Source organism: Microbacterium sp. STRO-1N (assembly GCF_057748015.1).
This window is the reverse complement of sequence record NZ_CM173234.1, coordinates 1,424,649-1,446,985: the sequence shown is the minus strand read 5'-3', so window position 1 is coordinate 1,446,985 and position 22,337 is coordinate 1,424,649. Positions and strand designations below refer to the sequence as shown.

Sequence of the window (22,337 nt, the reverse complement as noted above, 5' to 3'; positions counted from 1 at the left end):
GGCTCAGGCCATCGCACGGCGGAGGCCGCGCACGTGCGCCTGCTGCAGCCACAGGAGAGGCAGCGGCGCCAGCAGCTCGATGACCGCGATGACGACGAAGAACGCATCCGGCCAGCCGTGGGTCGCGAACGACGTCCACCGGGCGATCCCGGAGACGAAAAGCGCTGCGCACACCACCCTCAGCTCGCCCACCGCGAGGGCCGCGCGCGAGCCGAGCGACCAGAGGTAGATCCCTGCAGCGATCCACCACACCGACAGGAAACGGAATTCCTGCGCGAGATTCGGCGCGACTTCCCTTCCTGCGGAAAGCAGATCCGGGCCGAAGATCAGGCACAGCCCACCGGTGACGAAGGCATTGAGGGCGACCACCCGTAGGAGGATGGTCAGGGCGAGGACAGGACCTGATCGCTCTGCAGAGCGCGCGGAGGCGCTCCTGCCCCGACCGAATCACGCACGCCGACCCGCCGCCGTGCGAGCAGCAGAAGCACCGCCGCAGCCAGGACGATCACGCTCTGTCCGACTCCTGGCCCCGACAGTGCGCAGTCGATCACGGTCCATGCGGCCAGGAACCACGCGATGAAGACCGGCGGGGTGATGCCGCGCCGATCCAGCCACAGCACCGTCGCGCCGATCACGACGAAGGACGGGCCGAAGCTGTTCACCGTCAGCCAGTAGAAGCCCATGGTCGGATTCATCTCGAAGAGGCTCTCCGTCCAGAGCTCCCCGCCGAGCCATCCCGGGGCGTGCTGCGCTGCCCCGAGCAGCGTGAAGGCGCCGATGGTGTGCAGCACGCCGAATGCCAGGATCAACCACCCAGCCCATCTTTTCATCCCACGTCTCCGTTCGTCAGCGCCGGCATCCGGACCTCCCGTAGACTGCTGTCCCCGACATTTATACGATGCCGTACAAGCTGACCATACGCCTGTTATACGGTGCCGCACAACAAGAGGAGCGGATCTCATGGGCGCATTGCGCACGCCACGCGAGAAGTGGATCGAAGAAGGACTCCGCGTCCTCGCAGAGCACGGGGTGGACGCGGTGCGTATCGAGGTGCTGGCCAAAGCCATCGGTGTGACCAAGGGCGGCTTCTACGGCTACTTCGCAGATCGCGACGAACTGCTGCGCGAGATGCTCGACGTCTGGGAACGCGAAGCCGTCGACGACGTGATCGACCGCGTCCAGGCGGCCGAGGGCGACGTCGTCGATCAGGCGCGTCTCGCCGGCCGATTGACGTTCTCGAATGATCGCGTGCTCCCGATCGACCTGGCGGTGCGCTCCTGGGCCCGGCGGGACGCGGATGTCGCCGAGCGTCTGCGTCGCGTCGACAATCGACGGATGGACCTCCTGCGGGTGGCCATCGGCAGTTACTGCACCGACCCGGAAGAGGTCGAGGCGCGCTGCCTGGCCGCCTTCTGCCTCGCCATCGGCCGGCACATCATCGCGGCAGAACACCTCGGCCGCTCTCGCGACGAGGTCGTGGCTGGTGCGGCGAGTCTCATCCTCGGCATTTCCGGAAACCCGTAACGATTCCCCCGACCCGCGATACGTCCGGAGCCCCGGCTAGACTTGCAGAGCGCAGCGCGGGAGTGGTGAAACTGGCAGACACGCAGGATTTAGGTTCCTGTGCCTTCGGGCGTGTGGGTTCAAGTCCCACCTTCCGCACGCAGGGCGCGCACACGCGCGCTCGACCGCCTTGCAAGACGGGACACCATGCACCACATCGCGCTCATCCCCTGGCTCGACCCGGCGACGATCATCGGCGCCGCAGGCCCCTGGGCCCTGCTCGTGGTGTGCTTCATCATCTTCGCCGAGACAGGACTCCTGATCGGATTCCTGCTCCCCGGCGACACGCTGCTGGTGATCTCCGGCCTGCTGTCGCACCCGCAGTCGTACGCGCCGAACGGCGTGTTCGGCATCAGCGTGTGGTGGGTCGCCCTTCTCATCGGGCTCGCCGCGTTCGTCGGCGGTGAGGTCGGCTACCTGATCGGGCACAAGGGCGGACCCGCCGTGTTCGAACGCAAGGAGTCCGGCCTGTTCAGCCGGAAGAACGTCGAGCGGACGAACGCCTTCTTCGAAAGGTACGGCGGGCTGACGATCATCCTCGCGCGCTTCGTGCCTATCGTGCGCACGTTCGCCCCGGTCGCCGCAGGTGTCGGGCACATGCACAAGGGCAAGTACACGCTCTACAACCTCATCGGCGCGGTGCTGTGGGGCTTCGGCCTGACGATGTTCGGCTACGTCATCGGGTTCGTTCCGTGGATCGCGGAGTTCGTCGAGAGCTACATCGACCTCATCCTCCTGGCCGCGGTCGGCGGCACGGCGATCATCACGCTGTGGCACTACTTCTCCGAGCGGCACAAGGTCCGCAAGGAACTCGCCGCGGGCGGAGACCCGGAGACCGATGCCGTCGAGGCGACGGAACTCACCCTCGACCCCGAGGTGTTCGATCGCGCACCCGACCTGGACGGCGACGGCAAGCACTGACCCGCACGGATCGGGCGCAGGTCAGCCCGCGTCGCGCTTCTTCGACCGCGACTTCTCGACGCTGGCGCGCAGCGCCTCCATGAGGTCGATGACCTCGCCGCCCTTCTGCACCTCTTCGCCCTCTTCGCCGAAGGTCTCGGAGACGTCGAACGTGTCCCCCGCCTCGATCTTGGCGTCGATGAGCGTGCGCAGCTCCTTCTGGTATTCGTCGACGAACGACTCCGGATCGAAGTCGCTCGAGTAGCTGTCGACGAGGCTCGCCGACAGTTCGAGCTCCTTCTTGGAGATCTTCACGTCCTCGTCCAGCGAGTCGAACGACGCCTCCCGCACCTCGTCCGCCCACAGCAGCGTCTGCAGCACCAGCACGTCTCCGCGGACGCGCAGTGCCGCGAGCCGGGTCTTCTGGCGCAGCGTGAAGCGCACGATCGCGGTGCGATCGGTCTGCTTCAGCGTCTTGCGCAGCAGCACGTACGCCTTCGGGGACTTCGAGTCCGGTTCGAGGTAATACGCCTTGTCGAGCGTCAGCAGATCCACCTGCTCGGTCGGCACGAATTCCACGACGTCGATCTCGCGGCTGCGCTCTGCGGGCAGCGCATCGAGATCGTCCTTGGTCAGCACCACGCGCTGCCCGTCGTCCTCGTACGCCCTGTCGATGTTCTGATACGGGACGACCTCGCCGCACACCTCGCAGGTCCGCTTGTAGCGGATGCGTCCGCCGTCCTCATCGTGCACCTGATGCAGCGGAACGTCGTGATCCTCGGTGGCGGAGTACACCTTCACCGGGACGTTCACGAGCCCGAACGTCAGGGCGCCTTTCCAGATCGACCTCATGACACCAGTGAACACCGCGAGCGCCGTCCGGGGCCAGGGGCTTGCGGCTACGATTTCGGCATGCCAAGCAACGCGCAGATCGTCGAGGTCGACGGACGGCGTGTGCGCCTGACCAATCTCGACAAGATCATGTATCCCGCCACAGGCACCACGAAGGGCGAGGTCATCGCGTATTACACGGCTGTCGCCGGACGGATGCTGCCGCTGCTGTCCGGCCGTCCCGTCACGCGCAAGCGGTGGGTGGAAGGCGTCGGGACGGAGGATGCCCCGGCTGACGCCTTCTTCACGAAGCAGCTCGAGCAGGGCACGCCGAGCTGGGTGGCTCGGAGACCGATCGAGCACTCCGACGGATCGAAGGACTACCCGCTCATCGAGGATCTGCCGTCACTGGTCTGGTTCGCCCAGATCGCCGCGATCGAACTGCACGTGCCGCAGTGGCGCTTCGCTCCGGAGGGCGACCGAAGCAATCCCGACCGTCTCGTCATCGACCTCGATCCGGGGCCGGGTGCCGATCTGGCCGCGTGCGCGCATGTGGCCGCGCTCGCCCGCGCCATCCTGCGAGACATCGGGCTCGACCCGGTGCCGGTGACGAGCGGCAGCAAGGGCATCCACCTGTACTCGCGACTGGACGGCTCGCAGACCAGCGATCAGGCTTCCACTCTCGCGAGGGAGCTCGCTCGCGCGATTGAGGCCGATCATCCCGACATCGCCACGAGCGTCATGGCCAAGACCTCGCGCGACGGGAAGGTCTTCCTCGACTGGAGTCAGAACAACGCATCCAAGACCACGATCTCGCCGTATTCGCTGCGCGGACGATTCCACCCGACCGTCGCCGCGCCGCGCACCTGGGAGGAGCTGGAGTCGCCCGACCTGCGTCACCTCGAGTTCCACGAGGTGCTCGAACGCATCGACGCTGGCATCGATCCGATGGCGGACTTCGCGCGTCCGGCATCCGCGGAGCATCTGGCCCCCTATCTGTCCAAGCGCACGGTCGGGCGCACCCCGGAACCGATGCCCGAGCTGCACGCCGTCGAGCCGTCTCCTCCCGGTGCGCCGCCGCGCTTCGTCATCCAGGAGCATCATGCGCGACGGCTGCATTTCGATCTGCGCATCGAACGCGACGGCGTCCTCGTCAGCTGGGCGGTGCCCAACGGCATCCCCGAGCTCGGTGACCGCAACCATCTCGCCGTCATGACCGAGCCCCACCCGCTGGAGTATCTCGAGTTCCACGGCGAGATCCCGAAGGGCGAGTACGGCGCCGGGAACATGACGATCTGGGACACCGGAACCGTCGACATCGAGAAGTGGCGCGACGACGAGGTCATCGCCACGTTCAGCGGGCAGGGGCCGCTCGGACGTGCACGACTGGCGCTGATCCGTACAGAGGGCAGCGGGGAGAAGTCCTCGTGGCTGCTGCATCGGATGAAGGATGCCGAGGCGGCGGGTGCTCGGCATCCGGTCGTGACGAGGTCGAAGCCGGCGGTCCGCGCGGATCCCGACCCGGCGCCCTCCCCCGATTCCGCTGGTTCGGTCGCACCCGAACCGATGCTCGCCGAGACGGGGACCGCCGGGCTCGCGCGCGGCCTCGGCGATGCCTGGGCCGAGATCAAGTGGGATGGCATCCGCGCGATGGGCGTCTGGCAGGACGGGCGTCTTCGCCTGTACGCCCGCAGAGGCACCGACATCACCGCCCGCTACCCGGAGCTGACCGCGGACGGCGCCCCGCATCTCGCAGTCTCGGATGCCGTGATCGACGGCGAGATCATCGCCCTGGACGCCTCGGGGCGCCCGAGCTTCAGCCGCATGCAGAATCGGATGCATCTGACCAAGCCGCGCGAGATCGAACGCGAAGTGGTCCGCACACCGATCGTGTATCAGCTCTTCGACCTGATCCGGTTGGAGGGGCACGACCTCACCAGGACCCCTTTGCGCGACCGACGGCGGCTGCTCGAGACGCTCGCCGAGAGCGCCGACGGCCCCGTCATCGTCCCGCCGGTGTTCGATGACATCGACGCCGCGTTGGAGACCAGTGACGAGCTCGGCCTGGAAGGCGTCGTCGTCAAGGACGCCGACTCGATCTATCGCCCAGGAACTCGATCCGGGGCGTGGCTGAAGATCAAGCACACCAGGACGCAGGAGGTCGTGATCGCCGGCATCCGACCGGGGAAGGGCAACCGCGCAGGCGGCATCGGATCTCTGCTGCTCGCGATTCCCGAGGACGGCGGGCTGCGCTACATCGGGCGCGTCGGCACCGGCTTCACCGACCGCATCCTGCGCGATCTGATCGCGAGGCTGGATCCGTTGCGCGTCCCGAAGAACCGCATCGAGGGTGTCCCGGCACTGGACGCCTCGGATGCCGAGTGGGTGCGCCCCGAGCTCGTCGGCGAAGTCGAGTTCGCGAACTGGACACCGGACGGCATCCTGCGTCACGCACGCTGGCGGGGCCTCCGCCCGGATAAGAGCGTGGACGAGATCGTCGTCGAATCCTGAGTCAGGCGTGCGCCTGCTCGCAGTGCGCGGCGTCGTCCGGCTCGAGCTGGAACGTGGAGTGCTCGACATCGAAGTGCTCTGCAAGGCACTCCTGGAGCTGCGCGAGGAGCGCCGCCGACCGGCCCTGCTCGATCAACTCCGGCGCCACGCCGATGTGCGCCGTGAACACGGGAGCGCCGCGGGTCAGCTGCCAGACGTGCACATCGTGGACACCGGTCACGCCGTCGAGGGCCTGAAGGTGCGCGCGGATGTCGGCCACCGTCATGCCCTTCGGCGCGGACTCGGCGAGCACCGAGAAGACCTCGCGCAGCAGTGTGACAGCACGCGGGATGATCATGGCAGCGATGAACAAGGACGCGATGGCGTCAGCCGGCATCCATCCGGTCGCGATGATGACGACGGCGGCGACGATGACGGCTGCGGATCCGATCAGATCGCCGAGGACTTCGAGGTACGCGCCTCGGACGTTGATGTTCGTGCGCTGCGCGGCGCTGAGCAGCCACATCGAGATGCCGTTCGCGACGAGCCCGACCACGGCGACCACGAGCATCAGGCCGCCGGCCACCTCGGCCTCACCGGGATCGAGCAGACGCGAGACGCCTTCGATCCCGACCACGGCGGCCAGGACGATGAGGATGATGGCGTTGATCAGCGCTCCGAAGACCTCGGCGCGCTGATAGCCGAAAGTGCGCCGATCGTCGGCCGGGCGAGCGGCGACGACGCTCGCGATGAGCGCGATGACGAGCGCTGAGGCATCCGTGAACATGTGCGCGGCGTCGGCGAGCAGCGCGAGCGACCCGCTGAGCACCGCTCCGACGACCTGAACGATCATGATCGTCGCCGTCAGGCACAGCGAGATGGTCAGCAGTCTGCGACTGCCGGCGCCTCGGATGCCGGTGGGATGAGCGTGGTCGTGCATGCCTCAAGAGTACGAGCGGAAAAGCCCGTCAGAGGCGATTTCCCGTAGTCGGGAATGGTGACGATTCTCAGTAGCGGCGCGGTCCGCTCAGAGCTTCTCGAGCAGCGGGATCAGCGCTTCGAACGCACGAGCGCGGTGCGACTGCGCCTGCTTCTCCTCCGCACTGAATTCGCCCACGCTGCGCGGGGCGCCCTCCTGGCCGTCCGGGAGGAAGATCGGGTCGTAGCCGAATCCGCCTGAGCCGGATGCCGCATGAGCAAGCCTCCCCGGCCATACGCCTTCGACGACGTGCTCCTCGCCCTCCGGCGTCACGAGCGCGATGGTCGAGACGAACTGCGCCGTGCGGTGGTGATCGGCGATGTCGGCGAGCTGGTCCAGGAGCAGGTCCAGGTTCGCCTGGGCATCCTTCTTCTGACCCGCCCAGTACGCGGAGAACACCCCTGGCGACCCGCCGAGCACATCGACGCAGATGCCGGAGTCATCGGCGAGCGCTGCGAGGCCGGTGTGCGCGGCCGCGGCCCTCGCCTTGATGAGCGCGTTCTCGGCGAAGGTGACGCCGTCCTCGACCGGCTCGGGCCCGTCGTAGCCGACGACCTCGAGATCAGGCCTGGTGCGCGCGACGATCTGAGCGAACTCCGACACCTTGTGCGGATTGTGCGTGGCGAGGACGACCCTCATCAGCCGGCCAGTGCCTCGAGCTGCTGGGCCTTCAGGTCCTCGCAGCCGGCGATGCCGAGTTCGAGCAGTGCATCAAGCTCGCGCTTGTCGAACGGTGCGCCTTCGGCGGTGCCCTGCACCTCGACGAACAGTCCACGACCCGTCACGACGATGTTCATGTCGGTCTCGGCACGCACGTCCTCGACATATGCGAGATCGAGCATCGGCTCGCCGTCGATGATGCCCACCGACACGGCCGAGACGGAGTCGAGCAGCGGCTTGGAGTTCTTGCCGATGAACTTCTTCTCGCGGCCCCATTCGATCGCGTCGGCGAGCGCGACGTACGCGCCCGTGATCGCTGCAGTGCGCGTGCCGCCGTCGGCCTGCAGCACGTCGCAGTCGATGACGATCGTGTTCTCGCCGAGCGCCTTGGTGTCGACGACGGCGCGCAGCGCGCGTCCGATCAGGCGGGAGATCTCGTGCGTGCGGCCGCCGATGCGGCCCTTCACGCTCTCCCGGTCGTTGCGACTGTTGGTCGCGCGGGGCAGCATCGCGTATTCGGCGGTGACCCAGCCCTTGCCCTTGCCGGTCAGCCACCGCGGGACGCCGTTGGTGAAGGATGCCGTGCACAGCACCTTCGTCCCGCCGAAGCTGATGAGGGCCGATCCCTCGGCGTTGGCGCTCCAGCCTCGTTCGATCGTGATCTCACGGAGCTGGTTCGTGGCGCGGCCGTCGGAACGGACGATGTCAGACATGGGTTTCCTTCGTCTCGAGGGATTGTGCTTCGGGAAGTGTGATGACGCCGGTCTGCACCAGCTGCACGTCGCGGACCTCGCGGCCCATCAGGCGGTTCGCCAGCGCCGTGAAATCGTCGGCCGAGTCTCCGGTGGCCTCGTACACGTAGGTGGCTACGGCATCCGATGAGGCGAGGAGGTCGCCGCGGACGAGCTGACGGTACACGTCGGCGGCCGTCTCGTCGTCGCTGGAGACGAGAGACACGCCCTCGCCCATGACATATCCGATCGCGCCGCGCAGGAACGGATAGTGGGTGCAGCCCAGGACGAGGGTGTCCACATCGGCATCCCGCAGCGGTGCGAGGTACTCCTCGGCGGTGGCGAGCACCTCGGGAGAGCCGGTGATGCCCGCCTCGACGAACTCGACGAACCGGGGGCAGGCGGCCGTGAAGACGTCGAGGCTCTCATTGACCTCGAGCATGTCCTGATACGCGCGCGAGCCGATCGTGCCGACAGTGCCGATCACGCCGATGCGGCCGTTGCGGGTCGTCGAGACCGCACGGCGGACGGCGGGGCCGATCACCTCGACCACCGGGACGTCGTAGCGCTCCCTGGCATCGCGCAGCATCGCCGAGGATGCCGTGTTGCACGCGATCACGAGCATCTTGACGCCCTGCTCGACGAGCGTGTCGAGCACCTCGAGTCCGTAGCGGCGGACGTCGGCGATCGGCTTGGGCCCGTACGGAGAGTGCGCCGTGTCGCCGATGTAGACGAACGATTCTCGGGGCAGCTGGGCGCGGATGGCCCTGGCCACGGTGAGCCCGCCGACACCCGAGTCGAAGATTCCGATGGGCGCGTCGTTCATGACTCACCAGCCTACCGTCCGCACCGCCGCGGGTCGGCTCGCGCTCACTAAGCTGAGCGCATGACCTCGTCGACGGCGCTTCTGACCGACCGCTACGAACTCACCATGCTCGGCGCCGCGCTGCGAGACGGTACCGCCGCGCGCCCCTGCGTCTTCGAGCTGTTCTCCCGCCGATTGTCCGGCGGGAGGCGTTTCGGCGTCGTCGCCGGAACGGGGCGCCTGCTCTCGCTGCTGCGCGATTTCCGTTTCGGCGAAGACGAGTTGCGCTACCTGCGCGACCAGCACGTGGTGGATGCCGAGTCGCTGACATATCTGGAGAACTACCGGTTCACGGGCTCCATCAGCGGATATCGTGAAGGCGAGCTGTACTTCCCGGGCTCCCCCATCCTCACCGTCGAGGGGAGTTTCGCCGACGCCGTCGTGCTGGAAACGCTGGCGCTGAGCGTGCTCAATCACGATTCGGCTGTGGCGACGGCGGCATCGCGCATGAGCATCGCCGCCGGTGATCGGCCGCTCGCCGAGATGGGTTCGCGCCGCGCCGCAGAGCACTCCGCCGTCGCCGCCGCCCGTGCGGCATACATCGCCGGGTTCCGGGCGACGAGCAATCTCGAGGCCGGTCGGCGCTGGGGAATCCCCACCATGGGCACGGCCGCGCATTCCTGGACGCTGCTGCATGAGAGCGAGGAGGATGCGTTCCGCGCACAGATCTCCAGCCTCGGCACCGATACGACGTTGCTCGTGGACACCTACGACATCCGTACCGGCGTCGACACCGCGATCAGGGTCGCCGGCACTGGCCTCGGGGGTGTGCGCATCGACTCCGGCGATCTGCCGATCGTCGCAGCCGACGTGCGCGCGCAGCTCGACGCACTCGGTGCCACCAGCACGCGCATCACGGTGACCAGCGATCTCGACGAGTACGCGATCGCTTCCCTCGCCGCCTCGCCCGTCGATTCCTACGGCGTCGGAACGTCGGTCGTCACCGGTTCGGGCTACCCGACGGCCAGCATGGTCTACAAGCTCGTCGCTAGACAGGATGCCTCGGGCGCCTGGATCGGTGTCGCGAAGGCATCCGCCGACAAGGCGTCCCAGGGCGGGCGCAAGGCCGCCTTCCGCACGCTGACCGACGGTGTCGCGACGGCCGAGACGGTCGTGGTGTCGGACGGATTCGAGGAGTTGGACACTCCGTCCGAGCACCCAGGTTCCCGGCCGTTGCAGGTGCCTTTCGTCGACAACGGCGAGATCGACACCGCGTTCGAGGGCGCCGAGGGCACGGCGTCCGCGCGGGCGCATCACCTGCGCGTGCGCGAGGAACTGCCTGTTCAGGCGCTGGCGCTCAGCAAGTCGGACCCTGCGATTCCGACCGTTCTGGTCGACGCGGTCTAGAAGACCATCGATTCGTAGATCTCTTTGCAGGTGGGGCAGACCGGGAACTTCTCCGGGTCTCGCCCGGGCGTCCACTTCTTGCCGCACAGCGCGCGCACCGGCTTGCCGGTGATCGCGGACTCGAGGATCTTGTCCTTCTTCACGTAGTGGCTGAAGCGCTCGTGGTCGCCCGGCTCGATCGTCTCCTGGTTGAGGAGCTCTTCGAGTTCGCGATCAAGCGTTGCCACGCCGCCCTGATCGGGGCTGTCCAACGGAGTACTCATGGGCTGATTCTAGTCCGGAGAGGAGGTTCACGGGTCGCGATCACGCCGTCTCGACGAACTCCATCAGCCGCTCGCCGCTGTGCTCGAAGATGCGCCCGCCGATCGCCGTGCCGACGAGCAGGACACCGATCCCGGTGCCGATGCCGACCCAGAACGCCGTCCACGCGTGCTCGCCGCCCTCGAGAACGGCGAGCGAGAACAGCCAGATCGTCGGCACCGCGACGAGGATCGCGCCGACGAAAACTCCGGCCTGTCCGAACGCGCCACGGGATGCCGCACGCTGCGGCTGCTGGAACGGGCTGTCCCCCGGGCGGGAGACCGCGTAGGGAGCGATCACCGAGACGACGCTGGAGAGTCCGAGACCGGCGAAGAACAGGCACACGGCGAGACCGCTGAGCGGCAGCAGCAGGCGCCAGTCGCCGGTCAGCGCCAAGGTCACGGGGACCGCGATCGCGAGAGCGGGAACGGCCACAAGGAACACGGGGATAAGGCGGCCGAAGCGATCCGGCAGCCCGCGGACACCGCTGGCGACATGCACCCAGAAGGCGGTCGAGTCGTAGGCGATGTCGTTGTGCGGCAACCAGCCGAAGAACAGCGCCATCACCGGGACCGGGACGAGAACTGCCACCTCGAACGGCACTCCGGCCACGAGAAGCGGGAAGACGGTGAGCACGCCGGCGACCGGGACGACGACGATGTTCACGATGTAGCGGCGATCGCGCAGCCAGTAGACGAGACTGCGTGCGGCGATCGCGCCGAACGCGTTCGACGGCAGCAGACCGAACCATCCGAGTCCGGTCCGTTCGCGTGCGGTCACCGGACGCTCGGTGGTGGTCAGCATCCGCCGTACCAGCCAGACCCACGCCGAGGTGATCGCAGCGAGAGTGGCTGCGGCGACGAGGCCGCTGATCCAGGCACCGGCCGTATCGCCCGCCGCGAGTGCGAACAGCAGACCGACAGGCGCGGCCACCGGCGTCGCACCGACGATCGTCGTGGCGGCGGCGACGGCGACCGGGACACTGCCCTGCCATTCCAGCGAAGCCAGGAAGACGGCGACGGGGAACGCGACCACGACGATCGCGAGCGTGAAGAGCGCCGTCAGCTCGCGGGAACGCCGCTCGGGGAGCCAGCTCGCACTGATGGCCATGCCGACCCGTGCGGCGAGCACGAACGTCAGCAGTCCGATGACACCGGCGAGCACCGCGGCGTACACGGGCACGCCGAGTCGGATGCCCACGATCGTCACGCAGGTCGTGACGGCCATGAGAGCGAAACTGGGAACGCTGATGAGCGAGGCGAGTGCGAGGATCCACGGCATCCGCCGCTCGTCGACGCCGAACGCCGCGAAACGACGAGGGTCGAGCTGGTCGATGGCACCGGTCAGCATGGGGCCGACGAGGAAGGCGAGGAAGACGGCGGCGCCGCCGAGCACGATCACCGTGCGCGCCACGGCTGTCGTGGCATCGGCGAGGCTGAGCACGGCGATGCAGACGATGACCGTGGCGGCCACGATTCCGAGCAGACCGAAGATCGTGCGAGTGAGGTGGTTGCCGCGGAGCGCCCCGAACAGTAGGGCGATTCTCAGTCGGAGAACGTGTGCAACCACTCCAGCCCCTCCACCTCGCTGCTGGACCCTGCCAGCTCGACGAATCGCGACTCGAGGGTCTGGCCGGCTCGGACCTCATCGACGGTCCCCTCGGCGAGGACCTCTCCGCCGACGATGATCGCGACGCGCGAGCAGACCCGCTCGACGAGATCCATGCCGTGGCTGGAAAGCACCACGGTGCCGCCGTGCGACACGTATGCCCGCAGGATGTCGAGGATCACTCCGGACGAAACAGGGTCGACGGACTCGAAAGGCTCGTCGAGCACGAGCACGCGCGGCGAGTGGATCATGGCGCCGGCGAGCATGATCTTCTTCGTCATGCCAGCGGAGTAGTCGGAGACGACACGGTTCAGCGCGCCTGTGAGGTCGAACGCTCTGGCGAGGTCGGCGGAGCGCTTCTCGATGACGCGCGAGTCGAGTCCGCGCAGCAGGCCGTAGTAGTGCAGCAGCTGGCGTCCGGTGAGACGGTCGAAGGTCCGAAGGCGATCGGGCAGCACGCCCATCATCCGCTTCGCGGCGAGCGGGTCCGCCTTCTGGTCGATGCCCGAGACGTGGACGGTGCCCCCATCTCCGCGCAGCAGCCCGGTGATGATCGAGAGCGTGGTCGTCTTTCCGGCGCCGTTGGGACCGACGATGCCATAGAACGAACCGGCCGGGACCGTCAGGTCGATGCCGTTGACCGCACGCTGGTCGCCGAAGTCCTTGACCAGCCCCCGGACGCGCAGCGCGTCGACAGCGCTCGCCGTCTCCACGTCAGAGAACGTCTCGTCGGCAGCCTGTGCCACGGGCGCGGCCTCGATCGTCACCCCGTCTTCCGACGCTTCGGCGGGAGCAGATTCCACTTCGCCGGCGGGCGGCGCCGTTTCTGACCGGACCGCCGCCTCTGCGATCGGCTCGGCGATGTCCTCGGCGACGGGATCGGTCGGCTCCACAACGACCTCTGCCACGTCGACGGGTTCGGACTCGGGCGATTCCGCCTCTGCCGTGGGCTCTGACACAAGCAGTGCCTCCGGTTCCACGACAGGCTGAACTGCGGCCTCGGCCGCGGGCGCGACATCAGCCGACTGATCGACCGATGCTTCGACGTCCGCAGGAGGGGCGACGGTCTCGACCACGGTCGTGGCGGAGTGCGCAGCCACCGCGCGCGCTGCGGTGGTCCGAGGCTTACGCGGCTTCGTCACGCGCTTGGGCGCCGACTTCTTGGTCGGCGCCTGTCCGCTCGCGGAGGCCTCGGCGGTCTGGTCGAGGGTCATTCCGTCAGCGGCATCCGACCCATCGGCGTCTTTCACTGCGGCTTCCTGCGCGGCGGCCTTGGCCGCAGCAGCCTTCGCGGCGGCCGCCTTGGCCGCTGCGGTCTTCGCAGCCGTACTGCGTGCTGCCGAGGTCCGCGCTGCTGTCTTGGCCGCGGTCGTCTTCGCCGCCGCGGATTTCGCCGCCGCGGTTTTAGCGGCATCCGTCGCGGCCGTCGGCGTCGCGGACGCGGCCTTCGTCGCCGTCGACTTCGCGGTGCGCGCCTTCACGGCTGCGGTCTTGGCCGCGGAATCCGGGGCGGTCTTGCGGGCCGGGCGCGCCTTCTTGGCCTGAGCCGTGGCAGTCGCCTCGTCCAGCTGGTCGTCAGGGGAAGGAGTCACTGTATTACGGTATCAACGGGGACCGACTTTGCCCGGTTCCACCGCAACATTCCGCAGGATCCGTTCGCCGTCTTGCACAACCTGAGAGCTGGGTGTGCAGTCGGTCACGAATTGGCAACGGCGTCCACACGGACCAGGGGCTTTCCAGGTGCCATGGCTAGCATGAAGGCGGCACGAAGAGGTGTCTGGTCGGTGAACCGGCCGTGAACACAATTCTTTTAGGAGCTTTCGTGACTCTTCAGACCGTTATCCTCGCAGCCGGCATGGGCTCGCGCCTCGGGCGTGCACTGCCCAAGCCCCTCACAGAGCTGAGCGACGGCCGCACGATCATGCAGCAGCAGCACGAGAACATCCGTGCCGCGTTCGGCAAGGACGCCCGCATCACCACGGTCGTCGGCTACCGCGCCGAGACGATCATCGAGGCGTTCCCGCATGTGAACTACGTCCACAACGAGCGCTACGACGAGACGAACACGTCGAAGAGCCTGCTGCGCGCCCTCGGCGCGACCGGTAAGGGCGGCGTGCTGTGGATGAACGGCGACGTCGTCTTCGACCCGATGATCCTCGGCCGCGCGCTCGAGTACATCGAGCGCGACCAGTCGTTCGTCACCGTCAACACGTCCAAGGTGAGCGACGAAGAGGTGAAGTACACGGTCACGGCCGAGGGCTTCATCAAGGAGCTCTCGAAGACCGTCAAGGGCGGGCTGGGCGAGGCCGTGGGCATCAATTACATCTCCTCCGCGCACAAGAAAGCGTTCATGCGTCAGCTGCAGCGCGTCGAGGACCAGGACTACTTCGAGCGCGGCCTCGAGCTGGCGATCGCCGAAGACGGTCTGCTGCTCGAGCCGATGGACGTCTCCGACCTGTACGCGGTCGAGGTCGACTTCGCCGAAGACCTCGAGCGCGCGAACCTCTACGTCTGACGCGCACCGACACAGCCCAGAGAGCCCGACACCATCAGGTGCCGGGCTTTCGGCTTTCTCGCGGCATCCGTCCATAGGATCGGGGCATGGCCGACAAGGTGCACAAGATCCACTCCCTTCCGGACGATGCCCCCTGGGACAAGGGCGTGCCGCCGGTCGGTTCGACCGAGCATCCCTTCACCATCCGCGGCATCGACAGGGTGCTCGCGATCCAACGCCCACTGGTGCTCGCGCACATCCGCAGCATCCGGCTGCGCAACCCTGATGCGACACCGGCGCAGATCATCCGGATGCTGGAGCAGAGGTATCTCGCGGCGGTCACCACCGGTGGGGCGACGGTCGGCGCGACGGCAGTTGTGCCGGGCATCGGCACGGGCGTGACGCTGGCGCTGTCGGGGGTGGAGACGCTCGGCTTCGTCGAGTCCACCACCCTGTTCGCACAGTCTGTCGCCGAGGTGCACGGCATCCCGGTCGAGAACCCGGATCGCGCGCGGGCGCTGGTCATGACGTTGATGCTGGGCAAGGAAGGCGTCGATCTGCTGTCGCAACTCGCGGGGCAGGCGGCCGGACGGGGCGTTGGCCGATCGGCCTACTGGGGTGAGGTCGTGACGAAGTCGCTCCCCCGCGCGGCCGTCGGTCCGATCGTGGATCGACTGAAGACGATGTTCCTGAAGCATTTCGCCGCGGCCGGTGGAGCGTCCTTCCTGGGTAAGGCGCTGCCGTTCGGGATCGGCGCCGTGATCGGCGGAGCGGGCAACAACATTCTCGGGCGTCGTGTGCTGGTGACGTCCCGGCGAGCGTTCGGCGCTGCGCCCGACATCCTCCCACCCGAGCTGGAGCCCGTCACGGGTGCCGAGCGGATCGAGATGCGGGTCGTGCGCGGCGCCCGGTACGCCGGATCCGCGATCGCGGCTGCCGCCGGCACCACCGCGCGCGGTGTCGGCTGGGCCGGTCGCCGAATGACCGACATCGGACGCGCGCGGCACAAGTCGGATGCCGAGACGCCGGCGATCGAGGAGGATCCGAGGCGCTAGGTTCGCGCGGCTGAGGCAGCTCGTGGCCAGGAGGCCCACCCATCATCGAGGGCTCGAAGTGTCGGCATCGCCGCTTCGACGCGTTCCACGGGAATGTCCCCTGCCCGGCTCTTCCCCGAGGCCGCGCCGTCGGGAAAGGTGAGTGCGAAGCCGACCCACGGCTCGGGGCCGACCAATTCGCGGTAGTGTCCGCCGACAACGGCGAACACGAGCTGCTCCAAACCCTCGACCTCCGCAACCCACGTCGTATCGCAGGCGTCGCAGCCGCAGACCGGGTAGTGGAAGTCGTGAAGCAACCCCGCGTGCACGTACAGGCCGGGGTACGCCGTGAAGACAAAGGTCAGCGCCGCGCACGCCGGGTCGTTCGGCCAGATCCTGACCGCCTTCATCACTTCGAAGTATGCGGGCCGGAGCAGGTCCTCGGTCAACGAGAGTTTCTCGAGGATCTCGACGTCGTACGCGTCCCGAAGGTGCCCGATGAGTGCATCGGCAACGGTGTGCAGCGGAGCGAAGCGCTCCGGATGCGTGTCGACCGAGTAGGTCTCCTCCGGCGGTGAGTCCGGCCACCGGTTTCCGTAGTCGATGATGCTTCCGTGGGCATCGCGGAAGACGCGATCGGCGACCGACGGGCGCACGTAAGGGCTCATCGACTCAGTGTCCCGCACTGCACAGGGGCGACGCCACGGCCAGTTCTCCACAGACCGGGACCGGGCGCGTCATCTCGCCGCTCGGCCGTCGGATGTCGTCCTTACCTTCGTCAGCATGTTGCGACCGATCGAACCCGAAGAGCTCCCGCCTCCCGTCGCCTATCGCGTGCCCTGGACCATCGACCGGTCGGATGCCGCGCATCCCGGCGTGACGAACGAGTCACGCGCACCTGCCGACTTCGTGCGGGTGTTCCACGCGGATGCCGACGGTGAGGAGCGCACGCAGCTGTGGGGGCAGGTGCTCCCCGGCGAGCGGATGGAGCTGTGCCTGTGCACGGCGGATCTGGACGAAGTCGTGGTGACGGTGGCGTGGTTCCGTCAGCAGGACGGGCTGGAGTACGTGTGGCGGTTCGTCGTGTGAGCGTCAGCCGCCACCGCGGCGACGCAGCTCACGACGGAAGTCGGCTTCCGAGTAGGGCTTGAGGTTCTCGGGCAGATCAGCCGAGGTGAGGCCCTTCACGAAGGTCTCCGGCTTGACGTCGAGCGCGGTGGCCAGTTGGATCAGCACGAAAAGGGTGGGGTTGCCGTCTCCGGCCTCGATGCGGGCGAGGTGTCGGACGTCCATATCCGCGCGCTGCGCGAGCTTCGCCCGGCTGATCGACGACTTGTTCCGAAGCTCCCTCACGATCTCTCCGACGCGTTGAGATGCGTGTGATCGAGGTGCCTCCCTTCCTCAAGCATCCAAGGCCACAACAAATCGATCAGCGTCTTGCATGCCAGGGCTTCTATCCCATGTCCTGTATGCCGGGATCGGATGATCACCCGTGAGGCGTCGAGTCGTGCCGCGTCCGTCAAGCCCTGCGACCCAGGACACGCGAATCGGCGACCGATCTCGGAACCGGGCGGCACCACCCCAGCGTCATCATCGCCAAAGGATCCGCCGACCCGTTGTGCGAGGCATCCAACGTCGCGCCGTCCGGCGCTACTAGGGTGGAATCCGTGACGGACACCCCTGACCTCTCCACGACCGCCGGCAAGATCGCCGACCTCCGAGCTCGATACACCGAAGCCGTGGTCGACGCCGAGACGAAGGCGAAGGAGAAGCAGCACGCCAAGGGCAAGATGACCGCCCGCGAGCGCATCGAACTGCTCGTCGACCCCGGCAGCTTCGTCGAGTTCGACGAATACGTCCGCCACCGCACCACCGCCTTCGGCATGGACCGCAACCGTCCGTACGGCGACTCCGTCGTCACCGGCATCGGCACGATCCACGGTCGCACGGTCGCCGTCTACTCGCAGGACTTCACGACGTTCGGCGGCTCGCTCGGCGAGGTCTCCGGCGACAAGATCATCAAGATCATGGAGTTCGCCCTCGCCGGCGGCATGCCCATCATCGGCATCCTCGATTCCGGCGGCGCGCGCATCCAGGAAGGCGTGCTGGCGCTCAGCAAGTACGGCGAGATCTTCAAGATGAACACGCGCTCGTCCGGTGTCATCCCGCAGATCTCGATCATCATGGGTCCGGCCGCCGGCGGCGCCGTCTACGGCCCGGCCCTCACCGACTTCGTCATCATGGTCGACAAGACCAGCCAGATGTTCGTGACCGGCCCCGACGTCATCAAGACCGTGACCGGCGAAGACGTCGGCATGGAAGAGCTCGGCGGCGCCCTCACGCACAACACCCGCTCCGGTGTCGCGCATTACCTTGCCGAGGACGAAGACGACGCGATCGACTACGCACGGACGCTGCTGAGCTTCCTGCCCGACAACAACATGGCCGAGATCCCGGGCTACGAGAGCGGCTTCGAGTGGGAGACCACGGATGCTGATCGCGCACTGAACACGATCATCCCCGACTCCCCGAATCAGCCGTACGACATCCACACCGTGATCGAGCACATCGTGGATGCCGGAGACTTCATCGAGGTCCAGCCGCTGTTCGCCCCGAACATCGTCATCGGCTTCGGCCGCGTGGAAGGACGCTCGGTCGGCATCATCGCCAACCAGCCCTCCCAGATGGCCGGCACGCTGAACATCGAGGCCGGCGAGAAGGCCAGCCGCTTCGTCCGCTTCTGCGACGCGTTCTCGATCCCGATCGTCACGCTCGTCGACGTGCCCGGTTACCTCCCCGGCACCGACCAGGAGTGGACCGGCGTCATCCGCCGCGGCGCCAAGCTCATCTACGCCTACGCCGAGGCGACGGTCCCGCTCGTCACGGTGATCCTGCGCAAGGCCTACGGCGGCGCGTACATCGTGATGGGCTCCAAGCAGCTCGGCGCCGATGTCAACCTCGCCTGGCCGACCGCCGAGATCGCCGTCATGGGCGGCCAGGGCGCCGTGAACATCCTCTACCGCGGCGAGATCAAGAAGGCCGAGGAGAACGGCGAAGACGTCGCCGCCGTGCGCACCCGCCTCGCCAACGAATACACCTACAGCGTGACCAGCCCGTTCCTCGCCGCCGAGCGCGGTGAGATCGACGGCATCATCGAACCGGCCAACACCCGCGTCTCGATCGCCAAGTCGCTGCGCGCCCTCCGCGGCAAGCGCGCCGAGCTCCCGCCGAAGAAGCACGGGAACATCCCGCTGTGAGCGAGCCGGAGCCCACACCCACGGTCGATATCGTCCGCGGCCATCCCACCGAAGAGGAACTCGCGGCGCTCATCGCCGTCATCAGCGACGCCTACGTGCAGGAGGCGGCGAGTGCCGTCGCCGAGGAGCCGCACGTCTCGGCCTGGCAGCGCACCCAGCGCCCGCTGCGCAAGCCGTTGCGCCGCGACATCCCGTGGGGACGCTTCTCGGGCTGATCGTTCAACGAGCGAGGTGCGGCGCGCGGAAGCGCAGGGTCACCAGTTGGAACGCCCGCAGCTCGAGCGCGACGGCATCGGACGTCGAGCCGCGCACGGCGGCCACCGGCAGCTCCCGTTCGAGCAGGTCCGTCTCGCTCACCGAAGCGAATCCGAACGCGGTCGACAATGTCGCGGTGGCACGCCCTCCGTGCGCCTCGTACAACCGCACCACCACGTCGCCGCTGCGGTCCTCCGCGAGCTTGACCGACTCCACCACCACGGCATCCGACGACGCCGTGACCAGCGGATCGACCGGACCTGCGCCGGTCAGCTCCCGCAGCGGCAGGTTCAGCCGATACCCCTCCCGCACGGCATCCGCGATATCGGCTCCCGGCCGGATGCTGACACGGAACGTGTGCTCGCCCTGATCCGCCTCCGGGTCGGGAAACAGCGGCGCGCGAAGCAGCGACAGCCGTACGGACGTCGTCGCGCCACCGCCCTCCCGCGGTGCGCGTGTGATGTCGTGACCGTACGTCGCATCGTTCGCGATCGCGACACCGAAACCGGGCTCCCCCACGTGCACCCAGCGGTGCGCGACCGTCTCGAACCGCGCGGCATCCCACGACGTGTTCACGTGCGTCGGACGATGTACGTGGCCGAACTGGATCTCACTCGTGGCGCGATCCGCGTGCACATCGAGCGGGAAGGACAGCTTGAGCAGCTTCTGCCGCTCGTGCCAGTCCACCACCGTCTCGATGTCGAGCGCTCGCGCCCCAGCGGCGAGCGTGAGGGTCTGCGTGATCCGCGATGCCCCCCATCGGCGGATCACGCAGACGATGGCGGCAGCGGGATGCGGGACGACATCGATCGACACCACGTCCATCACGTCGGCCCCGTGACGGCGGTAATGCTCGTCGATGTCCCACGCATCCCACTGCGTCGGCGTGTCGCGATGCACCCGGAGGAGGTTCCCCCGCTCCCCCGGTGCGATCGCTTCACGTCCGGTCGCACGCACGACGAGTGACGTCAGCAGACCCGACTCGTCGACGAGCACACTCAGATGCTCGTTCGACAACTCGAATCCGCTCGCCGTGCGCACGACCGATGCGGGTGCCGATTCACCCGTGACTGCGGCAGCGACCCCCGACGCCGCCGCTCCCTCCCGTGGATAAGGCCCCGCGTTCGCGACAAGCGAGGTCGTCCCCTCACCGGCGACCACCCCCAGTGCCTGCGCGATGATGCGCTCCGTCGAGGCGAGCACCTCGGCGTAGCGACGTTCTGCCTCCCGATGCACCCAGCCGATCGAGCTCCCGGGAAGGATGTCATGGAACTGCTGCAGCAGCACGGTCTCCCACGCCGCATCCAGTTCGTCATAGGGGTACTCGGCTCCGCGCAGCGCAGCCGCCGCGGCCCACAGCTCGGCCTCGCGCAGCGCGTGCTCGCTGCGCCGATTCCCCCACTTGGTCCGTGCCTGCGACGTATAGGTGCCGCGGTGGAACTCGAGGTACATCTCCCCCGTCCATACCGGCGGATTCTCGTACTCGGCCTCCGCCGCCTCGAAGAACCGCGCCGGACTCGACAGCGTCACCGTCGGCGACCCCTCCAGCGAGCGCAGCCGCTTCGCCGCCGCGAGCATCTCCCGGTTCGGCCCGCCACCGCCGTCTCCGTAGCCGAACGGCACCAGAGACGTGTTCGCCGCGCCCTTGTCGGCGAACTGCCGCTCGGCGCGCGCCAGCTCCGCACCGGAGAGCATCGCGCTGTAGGTGTCGACCGGCGGGAAATGCGTGAAGATGCGGGTCCCGTCCACCCCTTCCCACAAGAACGTGTGGTGCGGCATCGTGTTCGTCTCGTTCCACGACAGCTTCTGCGTCAGCATCCAGCGGGAACCGGCCGCCTTCGCGATCTGCGGCAGCGCCGCAGAGTAGCCGAACGAATCGGGTAGCCAGACATCCAGCGGTTCGACGCCGAATTCCTCGAGGAAGAACCGCTTGCCTCGGACGAACTGACGCGCCAGCGCTTCGCCGCCCGGAAGGTTGGTGTCCGACTCCACCCACATGCCGCCCGCCGGGACGAAGCGGCCCTGCGAGATCGCCTCCCGCATCCGTTCGTACAGCTCCGGCTGGAATCTCTTCATCCAGGCGTACTGCTGCGCCGAGGATGCCGCGAAGACGAACTCGTCATCGTGCTCCTGCAGTGACAGCACGTTCGAGAACGTGCGCGCCACCTTGCGCTGCGTCTCCCGCACCGGCCACAGCCATGCCGAGTCGATGTGCGCGTGGCCCACCGCGTGCAGCCGGTGCGCCGATGCGGATGCCGGCAGGCGGAGCGCCTCGGAGAGCACACTTCGTCCGTCCGCTGCCGTGCCGGCGACGTCCTCCGGATCGACGGCGTCGACCATCCGCTCCAGAGCACGCAGGACACCTGACCGGCGCGGTGAATCGGGCAGCTGCTCCCACAGGGAGAGCAGAACCTCGGCATCCTGCAGCAGCTCCCAGACCATCTCGTCCAGCAGCCCGATGTCAGCCTGACGCATCACATAGTGCGGCTCATCGCCCGCGGTGTCCCATTCCCCGAGACGAGTCGGCTGGAAGTGCACGAAACCGCCCCCGACGTCCGGGTTCGCGGCGGCCTCGAGGAAGAGCTCGATCGCCTCGCCCGGCGCGGCCTCGAGCGGGACGTGCGCGTTGCGCGGCTCGACCGCCTTGATGATCGAGCCGTCAGGGCGGTACGCCGTTCCCTCGGCTTGAAACCCCGGCTGCGCGGCGCTGAAGCCAAGATCGAACACGAGCTCGGCACGCTCTCCCTCCTGCGCCTCTGGCGCCACGCCCGTCGCACGCAGCCACATCGTTCCCCACGGGCGACCCCACGGCATCCCGACCGCGAACGGACGGTACGACTGACCGACGGCCTCTGCGAACGGCACGGGCTCACCGGGAGCCTCCCAGCTCTCGAGCGTCAGCGGCACCCGGCGACGATAGACGGCCGGGCGCAGGCGCTCGTGCAGGAAGCGGCGGATGCGCGCTTCGATGAGAGCGGAGTTGTCGTGCATGGAGGGCGTGCTCCGATGGCGAGGGGACCGGG

At 67.8% G+C, this 22,337-nt stretch carries 22 protein-coding genes and 1 tRNA gene; 10 read left to right on the top strand and 13 right to left on the bottom strand.

Features of this window, described 5'->3' with window-relative positions:
• Positions 1 to 3 precede the first annotated feature (3 nt).
• The gene (locus AC3ANJ_RS06685) at positions 4 to 369 is read right to left on the bottom strand and encodes a DUF4345 domain-containing protein (protein ID WP_488318799.1); all 366 of its coding nucleotides are present in this window, start codon (positions 367 to 369) and stop codon (positions 4 to 6) included.
• 14 nt (positions 370 to 383) lie between these two features.
• On the bottom strand, positions 384 to 830 hold the full coding sequence (locus AC3ANJ_RS06680; protein WP_488318798.1) for a DUF6463 family protein: 447 nt from the start codon (positions 828 to 830) through the stop codon (positions 384 to 386).
• A 130-nt stretch (positions 831 to 960) separates the two neighbouring features.
• Between AC3ANJ_RS06680 and AC3ANJ_RS06675 the strand changes: the two genes are divergently transcribed.
• From AC3ANJ_RS06675 to AC3ANJ_RS06665, 3 genes are all read left to right on the top strand, one after another.
• Entirely contained in the window at positions 961 to 1,524 is a 564-nt protein-coding gene (locus AC3ANJ_RS06675; RefSeq protein WP_488318797.1) for a TetR/AcrR family transcriptional regulator, read from the top strand.
• A 56-nt stretch (positions 1,525 to 1,580) separates the two neighbouring features.
• Positions 1,581 to 1,662 (top strand) — tRNA-Leu (locus AC3ANJ_RS06670).
• Between the two features lie 48 nt (positions 1,663 to 1,710).
• Complete coding sequence (locus AC3ANJ_RS06665) at positions 1,711 to 2,484, top strand: DedA family protein (protein ID WP_406245912.1); 774 nt, start codon at positions 1,711 to 1,713, stop codon at positions 2,482 to 2,484.
• 21 nt (positions 2,485 to 2,505) lie between these two features.
• Here the strand turns inward: AC3ANJ_RS06665 and ku are convergent, their stop codons facing one another.
• Positions 2,506 to 3,315, bottom strand: a complete 810-nt coding sequence (gene ku, locus AC3ANJ_RS06660) for a non-homologous end joining protein Ku (RefSeq protein WP_488318796.1) — start codon at positions 3,313 to 3,315, stop codon at positions 2,506 to 2,508.
• Between the two features lie 60 nt (positions 3,316 to 3,375).
• Here ku and AC3ANJ_RS06655 point away from each other — a divergent pair, with 60 nt between their 5' ends.
• Entirely contained in the window at positions 3,376 to 5,805 is a 2,430-nt protein-coding gene (locus tag AC3ANJ_RS06655) for an ATP-dependent DNA ligase (RefSeq protein WP_488318795.1), read from the top strand.
• A gap of 1 nt (position 5,806) precedes the next feature.
• Here the strand turns inward: AC3ANJ_RS06655 and AC3ANJ_RS06650 are convergent, their stop codons facing one another.
• The 4 genes from AC3ANJ_RS06650 to murI all read right to left on the bottom strand — a co-directional run bounded on the left by AC3ANJ_RS06650 (position 5,807) and on the right by murI (position 8,980).
• Entirely contained in the window at positions 5,807 to 6,724 is a 918-nt protein-coding gene (locus AC3ANJ_RS06650; RefSeq protein WP_488318794.1) for a cation diffusion facilitator family transporter, read from the bottom strand.
• 87 nt (positions 6,725 to 6,811) lie between these two features.
• Positions 6,812 to 7,402, bottom strand: a complete 591-nt coding sequence (gene rdgB / locus AC3ANJ_RS06645; RefSeq protein ID WP_488318793.1) for an RdgB/HAM1 family non-canonical purine NTP pyrophosphatase — start codon at positions 7,400 to 7,402, stop codon at positions 6,812 to 6,814.
• The gene (gene rph / locus AC3ANJ_RS06640; RefSeq protein ID WP_488318792.1) at positions 7,402 to 8,136 is read right to left on the bottom strand and encodes a ribonuclease PH; all 735 of its coding nucleotides are present in this window, start codon (positions 8,134 to 8,136) and stop codon (positions 7,402 to 7,404) included. Before rph ends, rdgB begins: the two co-directional genes overlap by 1 nt.
• Positions 8,129 to 8,980: a glutamate racemase gene (murI, locus tag AC3ANJ_RS06635; RefSeq protein ID WP_488318791.1), complete on the bottom strand. Its 852-nt coding sequence runs from the start codon at positions 8,978 to 8,980 to the stop codon at positions 8,129 to 8,131. Before murI ends, rph begins: the two co-directional genes overlap by 8 nt.
• A gap of 60 nt (positions 8,981 to 9,040) precedes the next feature.
• On the opposite strand from murI, the gene AC3ANJ_RS06630 reads away from it, so the two are divergent.
• Positions 9,041 to 10,366: a nicotinate phosphoribosyltransferase gene (locus AC3ANJ_RS06630; RefSeq protein ID WP_488318790.1), complete on the top strand. Its 1,326-nt coding sequence runs from the start codon at positions 9,041 to 9,043 to the stop codon at positions 10,364 to 10,366.
• Here AC3ANJ_RS06630 and AC3ANJ_RS06625 read toward each other — a convergent pair.
• From AC3ANJ_RS06625 to AC3ANJ_RS06615, 3 genes are read right to left on the bottom strand one after another with little or no spacing between them, the layout of a single operon-like run.
• Positions 10,363 to 10,629: a DUF3039 domain-containing protein gene (locus tag AC3ANJ_RS06625; protein ID WP_406245920.1), complete on the bottom strand. Its 267-nt coding sequence runs from the start codon at positions 10,627 to 10,629 to the stop codon at positions 10,363 to 10,365. The genes AC3ANJ_RS06630 and AC3ANJ_RS06625 overlap by 4 nt on opposite strands.
• 40 nt (positions 10,630 to 10,669) lie before the next feature.
• Complete coding sequence (locus AC3ANJ_RS06620; protein WP_488318789.1) at positions 10,670 to 12,235, bottom strand: hypothetical protein; 1,566 nt, start codon at positions 12,233 to 12,235, stop codon at positions 10,670 to 10,672.
• A complete protein-coding gene (locus AC3ANJ_RS06615; RefSeq protein ID WP_488318788.1) occupies positions 12,211 to 13,866 on the bottom strand; it encodes an ABC transporter ATP-binding protein in 1,656 nt (551 codons plus the stop codon). Before AC3ANJ_RS06615 ends, AC3ANJ_RS06620 begins: the two co-directional genes overlap by 25 nt.
• Positions 13,867 to 14,096: 230 nt before the next feature.
• Between AC3ANJ_RS06615 and AC3ANJ_RS06610 the strand changes: the two genes are divergently transcribed.
• Both AC3ANJ_RS06610 and AC3ANJ_RS06605 read left to right on the top strand, forming a co-directional pair.
• Entirely contained in the window at positions 14,097 to 14,789 is a 693-nt protein-coding gene (locus AC3ANJ_RS06610) for a phosphocholine cytidylyltransferase family protein (RefSeq protein WP_406245923.1), read from the top strand.
• Positions 14,790 to 14,875: 86 nt separating this feature from the next.
• On the top strand, positions 14,876 to 15,823 hold the full coding sequence (locus AC3ANJ_RS06605) for a hypothetical protein (protein WP_488318787.1): 948 nt from the start codon (positions 14,876 to 14,878) through the stop codon (positions 15,821 to 15,823).
• Here AC3ANJ_RS06605 and AC3ANJ_RS06600 read toward each other — a convergent pair.
• A complete protein-coding gene (locus AC3ANJ_RS06600) occupies positions 15,820 to 16,470 on the bottom strand; it encodes a DUF6226 family protein (RefSeq protein ID WP_488318786.1) in 651 nt (216 codons plus the stop codon). The genes AC3ANJ_RS06605 and AC3ANJ_RS06600 overlap by 4 nt on opposite strands.
• Before the next feature lie 115 nt (positions 16,471 to 16,585).
• On the opposite strand from AC3ANJ_RS06600, the gene AC3ANJ_RS06595 reads away from it, so the two are divergent.
• Complete coding sequence (locus tag AC3ANJ_RS06595) at positions 16,586 to 16,891, top strand: hypothetical protein (RefSeq protein WP_488318785.1); 306 nt, start codon at positions 16,586 to 16,588, stop codon at positions 16,889 to 16,891.
• A 3-nt stretch (positions 16,892 to 16,894) separates the two neighbouring features.
• On the opposite strand, the gene AC3ANJ_RS06590 is transcribed toward AC3ANJ_RS06595, so the two are convergent.
• Positions 16,895 to 17,155: a helix-turn-helix domain-containing protein gene (locus tag AC3ANJ_RS06590; protein ID WP_488318784.1), complete on the bottom strand. Its 261-nt coding sequence runs from the start codon at positions 17,153 to 17,155 to the stop codon at positions 16,895 to 16,897.
• Between the two features lie 305 nt (positions 17,156 to 17,460).
• Between AC3ANJ_RS06590 and AC3ANJ_RS06585 the strand changes: the two genes are divergently transcribed.
• Together AC3ANJ_RS06585 and AC3ANJ_RS06580 are read left to right on the top strand one after the other, a co-directional pair.
• Positions 17,461 to 19,059 carry an acyl-CoA carboxylase subunit beta gene (locus AC3ANJ_RS06585; protein WP_406245927.1) on the top strand — a complete coding sequence of 533 codons (1,599 nt, stop codon included), beginning with the start codon at positions 17,461 to 17,463 and terminating at the stop codon, positions 19,057 to 19,059.
• A complete protein-coding gene (locus tag AC3ANJ_RS06580) occupies positions 19,056 to 19,274 on the top strand; it encodes an acyl-CoA carboxylase subunit epsilon (protein WP_488318783.1) in 219 nt (72 codons plus the stop codon). Before AC3ANJ_RS06585 ends, AC3ANJ_RS06580 begins: the two co-directional genes overlap by 4 nt.
• A gap of 4 nt (positions 19,275 to 19,278) precedes the next feature.
• On the opposite strand, the gene AC3ANJ_RS06575 is transcribed toward AC3ANJ_RS06580, so the two are convergent.
• A complete protein-coding gene (locus AC3ANJ_RS06575) occupies positions 19,279 to 22,305 on the bottom strand; it encodes an alpha-mannosidase (protein ID WP_488318782.1) in 3,027 nt (1,008 codons plus the stop codon).
• Positions 22,306 to 22,337: the final 32 nt, after the last annotated feature.